Below are 6,725 nucleotides of genomic sequence, written 5' to 3'. Positions count from 1 at the left end.
CAGCGCTCAAAAGCAATTCGTCTCTTAACCGTAGGAACTACGGGGATAGCCTAATGAATTAGAAACCGTTAGGTTTCTAATTCATTAGGCTATCCCACTTCAAACAGGCCGCGAGGATGTTAAGTGGTGAGTAGTTCAAAAAATTTATCATACAAATGATATGCGTGGTATAGGAATAAGAAGGTTCTGTTACGAAGTTTTTAAAAATAAGTAAAACTGCACGGTTATTTTGAGATTTGGATGAAACTTTTATAAAAGTGAAAGGCGAAGTCTTTAATACGACTCCGCCTTTTCGGTCTATAAGGAATTATTAATTGCTACATTACTATTCAACAATATAATCATAGATTCTCTATGTTTTAGGTCACTTTGCAACAGAACTAATATTCCCCTATTTTTGTGGAGTAACAAGTTCCACTTTAAATTCTTTTATCCCTTCTTTTAATGTGACAGCATCTGTTCGTAATGTTTTCCAACTGTCTTTAGCTGCATTCAAGTTAGGTTTTAGGAATCTAAATTTATTTTGATCCGCTTTTTGAGCTGCATTCTCAATATGCCCAAGTACTCCCGAATATTGAGAATCTAAATCATGCCATTGCGTGGACATATAAGTAAGAGCGTTAATAGCATCATCAAGCGCACTATGCATCTCACTAATATTATTATATGCAACCCCAACTACACGATTTAATGTTAGTTTTCCATCTACGGTCTGACGTAATTCTGTTAATAAAGGCTCTAACTTTCCTAAATTATCTCGTGCTACACCCACTATTATCCCACCAATTACCGGTAAGCCCAAAATGGCACCCTTCATTACATTAAATCCATCAGATTCTAACTGTTTATAATAGTTTACTGATCCTAAAACCTCATTTAGACGCTTTTGATCGGCCTCAACATCAGCACCTTGGTTCTTTAAAATCGACTGTAAGAGATCTTTATTGCTTCCAAATGCTCTAACATCTTGTCCAATAGCGTTCCTTAATTTAGTTAATTCTTGTATTAATTGTTGTGCAACCTTTTGGTTTTGTTGAATCTCACCTCGTAAATCTGTAATCCCTTCTTTTAAAGCATCTCCATCCCCTGTATTAATTGCCTCTACCATTGTTTCATAATAATTATCAAATTTTGTATCGTATTCAATAATACCAGTCAATGTATCTATAAGCTGTTTTTTTACTTGCGTATCCCATGTAACAGCATGTGCTCTTGCATTCTTTTGATCTTGTACAATTTTATCAGGTAAATCTGCATACCCATTAATAGTGATTCCTTCGAAGTTCACATCTGGATTCTTAATTAACATATAAGAATAGGCATTCATAGATTTTGCAAATAATCCAGCCTTTTTCAAGGTTTCTTTCATTTTCACTTCATTTGCTGAAAGAGACATATCTCCATTGTTAGTTTGTTCAATTTCACTTGCAAAAGTTGCTACTGGTGAGACCACAGAAGTTGTTGTCAAAGTTAAAAACGTCGATACAGCGAGTAGTTTGTAAGGGATTTTTTTTATCATTCCATATTCCTCCTATATAGGTTTTGATTTTCAGTTCGTTTCTTCTTGTTTAAAAGCGATGTCTTTCGAAATGAATTCTGCATCTTTATGAATATCATTCCAACTTTGTTTAGCAGCCTTTAAATCATCAGGTATTAAAGAGAGTTTATGTTCTTGCATTTGGTCGATATTATCATATAAATCTTTATAATTGGCCCCCATTGTATTCCATTGTTTTTGAATATTTGTTAGAGACATTATGGCTTGATCCACTGTCTGATATAGATATGTCAAAGTATCTTTTGTGCTAGTAAGCGAAATAACTGCTTGGTTAGCAAGATCGGCTTTTGTACTTAATTGTCCGATTTTGTTAGAAATTTCGTTATAAGAGTTCATATGATTAGACGCTGTGACACCAGCTGCCGTTCCTAAACCGATACCAGCTGCACCGAGAGCCGTAAGGCCACCGACAACAACCGGTGTTGCTGTACCGCCAGTTACAACAATTACTACCGCTCCTCCAATGGCTGCAATAACTAAAATGGCTGCTCCCAATCCACCACCAATTGACCATGCTAATACATTGTCAAAATGTTCTTTCTGAGTAGCACTTAGTTGCTCAATTTCAGCCTGAAGTTGTGGAATCAGTGCTTGTTTTCCCGCTAATATTGCCGTTAAGCCACCTTTCCCATCTGGGCCACCAACATTATTTTTAAAATCTGTAGTATTTGTGTACAGTTTTGTTTTGAAGGCTTCTAGCATCTTAATTACTTCTGTAACTTCTTTTGAATTTGTATCAATTGTAGTGATTAAATCATTTATGCCCTCTTTTAATCCTTCCTTATCTTTCTTTTGTACAGTATCTACTAATGTATCGTAATAATTTTTAAATTGTTCATCGTAATTTACAATATTACGTGCTGTATTTTGAATCTTCGGTTTTGCTGTATCTAGCCAATAATTCGCATTGATTCGAGATAGTTCCTGATTAAGGTGAATATTTTTGATTAATTCTTCCCCTTCTGAACCTAAATCGATATTAGATAAATTTACATTCGGTTGTTTAATCATTGTTTTTGCGTACAAATCCATTACAAGAATATGAGATCCTGTTTCAGCCAATGCTTTCTTTAGTCCTTCAGGTCCTAATGCATAATTCCCTATTTTCTGTTCTTGTGCAGTCTGTTCTTGTACAAGTGCATGGATCGTGTTACCGTTCGTAGCCGTTATAACCGTTGCCAGAGTAGCCAAAGTTAACACTTTAAATGGAAACTTCATCATATTAATTCTCCTCCCTATTTTTCAATAGATTCTTATAATCATCATTCCGCTTTATAAATTCAGAATATTAGAACTTATAAACTTGTTCTTCAAGGTAACTTGTTACATTTTTTAATTGTCTTAATGTATCTTTTTGAGACTGCTGATCAGTTGTATCAACATTAGAAGATAATTTTGTAATATTATTTTTAATTAGATTCATATCTTCTTTATAGCGCTTTAATAGGTCAAGTTCTACATCTACTTGATTTGCAAATGTATGTAAATCATTTTGCATAATAAGAAGCATAGACTTTTGTAAATCTGCTACTGTTAGGCTCTTTGTTAAATCATATAATTTTTGGTTTTGTTTCTCTAAATCATCTAAATGTGCTCGCTGCTCTGTAGTAAGTTTATTTACTTCAGCGAAGGCACTATAAGTTTTTTTAATTTTTTCAAGGTCAATAACCTTCGTAAGGTCATACTCTTTTGTCTTTGTAATTGCAGCTGCAGCTATTTCAGCTTGTTTGCTTTTCTCAATTGCTTCACGGGCTTCTTTTTTGGCAGCTTCAATCTCTAGAGCAGATTTACCCTTTTCTTTCGCTTCTTGCTCTGCTTTTTTCTCTGCTTCTAAAATAGAATTGTTAATTTCTTTGCCTTTGTTATACGCTGCTACTGCTGTTTGAGCAGCAGGTTCAATGATATCTTTTGAAAGGTTATAGACTTCTTTGAATATAACAAACCCTTGTTCATTTAAAGCTCCTGGTAATAATGCTATTTGTTGTAAATCACTTTGAATTGATTTTTGGGTATTTAGCAATTCATTTTTTAGCTGGTCTATTTTCCCTGTTCCCTCTGAACTTAGTACACCTTGTGCTTTTGTCACGTCAGTATCGAGATCTTTAAGCTTTTTATCAATCTGTAATTTAATATCTGTTAATTCATTAATCTGACGTTGTACGCTTTCTTGGTTTGTCGTAGTTTTATCTTGAAGAATTTCAAGTCTATCCAAGAACCCTTCTTTATCTTCATTATTGTCTACAAACTGTTTTAATGTTGGATAATAGCTATTAAATTGGGTTACAAATCCTTTACTTTTTGAATTTAATAGAATTAATTTTGGATAAAGTTCTGATGACCATTCGTTCATATCTTGCTTGATCAGGGATTGGTTCGTATTTAAAGCTGGGACTTCCTCAAGCTGTACATTAGGACTCATTAAAGCTTGATCAATATATGTTTGGATTAATTTAGATTGTGCACCTAATTTTCGTAAGGATGAGGATATATCCGTATTCTCTTGTTGAGTTTCTGCCTGAACGATTGGCATTGCAAGAGTATTGATAGGAATATTCGCCCCAGTAACAATGGATGTTATTAAAAAACCTGTAATTATTTTATTTTTCATTCCATACACCTCTTCACTATTGTCTTTTTACAATCTTATTCACACCTCTAGAACAACCTAGCGCTAGGCTCTCTCCTTCCACACGCTTGAGGAAGAAGAATTCTTTCGGATAGAGTGTTAGACTCTCGTTATTATTTACTTCTCATAGAATGTAAGGCCTTACTTCCCCCTCATTTAAACACTATGTTTTTACTAAGTAAACAATAAAATCCCATTATTTATATTTAATAATTCAGACACTTCATGTTTGTATTTGAAAAAAATTATATTTAAAAAAGTTAAATCCTATTAATTAATTCACTAAGTGAAATAATTACATCAGTGTAATTAAACTTAAACTATAGTGATTTTCATTTATTTATATTAATTGTTTGATATAAAATGTTTTTAATATAACTTAATAGTACTTTGTATATCATTTACCTTTTTTTGTAAAATGTAAAATTACATATTTCTCCACACTAAAAAACCAACAATTAGCAACAAATAAACCAACAAATAACAACATTTTTTAAAAAAACAGGTCGTTATTTGTTGGTTTTTATTATAAGATGTATAACGTAATATAAAGATTTAATAAGGGGTGGTTTAATGTCAGTTCTAAAAAACAGTAAAATTGGTACAAAGTTGAATACATTAATGATTACAGCGAGTATCGCATGTATTCTCTTATCCATTATAGGAGTTATCTCTTTAAAGAAAACAGGTGAAGCTTCTGCAAGTATGTATGACGAAAGATTACTTCCAATTTTTTGGATACAATCTCTAGAATCTAATTTCCGATACGGAAACAGTAATTTTATGGAACTCATGGTTACAACTGATGAAAAAAGAAACAAAGAATTAGCAAATAACATAGATCAAACACGTAAAGAAAATGATCAGTTATTAAAAAACTTTGAGTCTAAGATCAGCTCACAAGAAGAAAAGCAATTATATAAGAATTTCCAAAAAAACTTTCAAGAATTTAGAACTCAAATGAAAGAAGCACAAAATTTAGCAGTAAACAATAAAAATGAAGAAGCTTATTCTTATTATTTAAAAAACACTGAGCCTGCTATGCAAAATGCGATTAATTCTATTCAAGAACTTGTGAAATATAACAGTAGCCAGGCAGAACAATTACAAAAAAGTAATACGAACAGTGCACATACTACAATACTGATGTTTATTATTATTTCAGTTATTGCGACTGCAATTATTATAGGTATTGGATATGTCATCAAAACAGCTATTCAACGTCCAATTACTTTATTACAGCATGATATAAAACAAGTAGCAGATGGAAATTTAGTAATACGTACTTCCTATCAAGCAAATGATGAATTAGGAGCTATTGTTACTTCTTTTAATAACATGTTAGATAATTTACAACATTTAATTGAGAAAATACAAGTAACGACATACGAAGTTACCTCTTCTACTGACAGTATGTTGCAGAATACAAAACAGGCATCTAAAATATCTAATGAAGCTGTTCTAACAATTAATGAAGTAAATAAACAAATAGAAGGACAAGTTACTAATATTCATGAAAGTTCAACAGCAATGAATGACTTAACAAATGGAGTTCAATCAGTAGCTGAATCAGCATTAACTGTTGCTGAAGTATCTGTTGCTACAACAGATCGTGTAAATAATGGTAGTAAAGTAATCAAGCAATCTATTACTCAAATGAATAATGTGCATGCAGTTGTTGAAGAAACATCTACGGTGATAGAACGTCTTATTATGCGTACACAGCATATAGATAAAGCTTTAGACGCGATTACAAATATTGCGGAACAAACAAATTTGCTTGCTTTAAATGCTGCAATCGAAGCAGCACGTGCAGGAGAGAATGGAAAAGGATTTGCAGTTGTTGCAGCTGAAGTGAGAGATTTAGCTGAACAATCTAAGCAATCCGCACATGAAATTAATAATTTAATTAAATCAATCCAACAAGATACAAAAGATACTGTTCAAATCATGAGAAAAGGACACGAAGAAGCTATACAAGGAAGAAATGCTGCTAATGAAGCAGACGAAGCCTTTTCAACAATCATGAAAGACATTCATAAGATAACACATCAAATTCAAGAAGTATCAGCTACAACAGAAGAAATGTCTGCTGGAACTGAAGAAATTAACGCTTCACTATCAGTAGTATCAGAAACTTCTACAAGAGTAGCGAAAGATACAAATCAAACCGTACAAGCCATTCAAACTCAAGCATCATCCATTACAGAAATAACAAATCAATCCATGCAAATAAAGAAAAAAATCGAGGAATTAGAAGGATTAATTTCACGATTTAAAATTAAAGAATAAAAAAATAAAAGGAAAAAACAATTACTTTAAGCTTGATTGACATGTCGTGCTACACCAAGTTGACAAATAGCCCAAAAAAGAACCCAATTAATAGGTTCTTTTTTTGTTGCTAATTATTTTTGTTCTAAAATACGTTCGACCTCATCTATGCTTAATTTACTGGCTTTAGCAATCGTTTCAAGTGGTACACCAAGTTCATGCATACCTTTAATCATCTGTATTTTTCCTTGCTGAACCCCTTCTTGAATT

Annotated in this window: 4 protein-coding genes; 1 reads left to right on the top strand and 3 read right to left on the bottom strand. The window is 32.5% G+C overall.

Features of this window, described 5'->3' with window-relative positions; all coding sequences use genetic code 11:
- Positions 1-391: 391 nt before the first annotated feature.
- The 3 genes from hblB to FT637_RS29135 form a co-directional block, all read right to left on the bottom strand.
- The gene (gene hblB, locus FT637_RS29145; RefSeq protein ID WP_193649202.1) at positions 392-1,519 is read right to left on the bottom strand and encodes a hemolytic enterotoxin HBL binding subunit HblB; all 1,128 of its coding nucleotides are present in this window, start codon (positions 1,517-1,519) and stop codon (positions 392-394) included.
- Positions 1,520-1,549: 30 nt separating this feature from the next.
- Positions 1,550-2,779, bottom strand: a complete 1,230-nt coding sequence (locus FT637_RS29140) for an HBL/NHE enterotoxin family protein (protein WP_193649201.1) — start codon at positions 2,777-2,779, stop codon at positions 1,550-1,552.
- A 67-nt stretch (positions 2,780-2,846) separates the two neighbouring features.
- Complete coding sequence (locus FT637_RS29135) at positions 2,847-4,166, bottom strand: HBL/NHE enterotoxin family protein (protein ID WP_193649200.1); 1,320 nt, start codon at positions 4,164-4,166, stop codon at positions 2,847-2,849.
- A gap of 591 nt (positions 4,167-4,757) precedes the next feature.
- Between FT637_RS29135 and FT637_RS29130 the strand changes: the two genes are divergently transcribed.
- On the top strand, positions 4,758-6,476 hold the full coding sequence (locus FT637_RS29130; protein ID WP_193649199.1) for a methyl-accepting chemotaxis protein: 1,719 nt from the start codon (positions 4,758-4,760) through the stop codon (positions 6,474-6,476).
- Positions 6,477-6,725: the final 249 nt, after the last annotated feature.

The organism is Bacillus cereus, assembly GCF_015071065.1.
GTDB classification, from domain to species: Bacteria; Bacillota; Bacilli; order Bacillales; family Bacillaceae_G; genus Bacillus_A; species Bacillus_A cereus_BA.
Note: the sequence above shows the minus strand (reverse complement) of the source record. Positions and strands in the feature narration are given on the sequence as shown.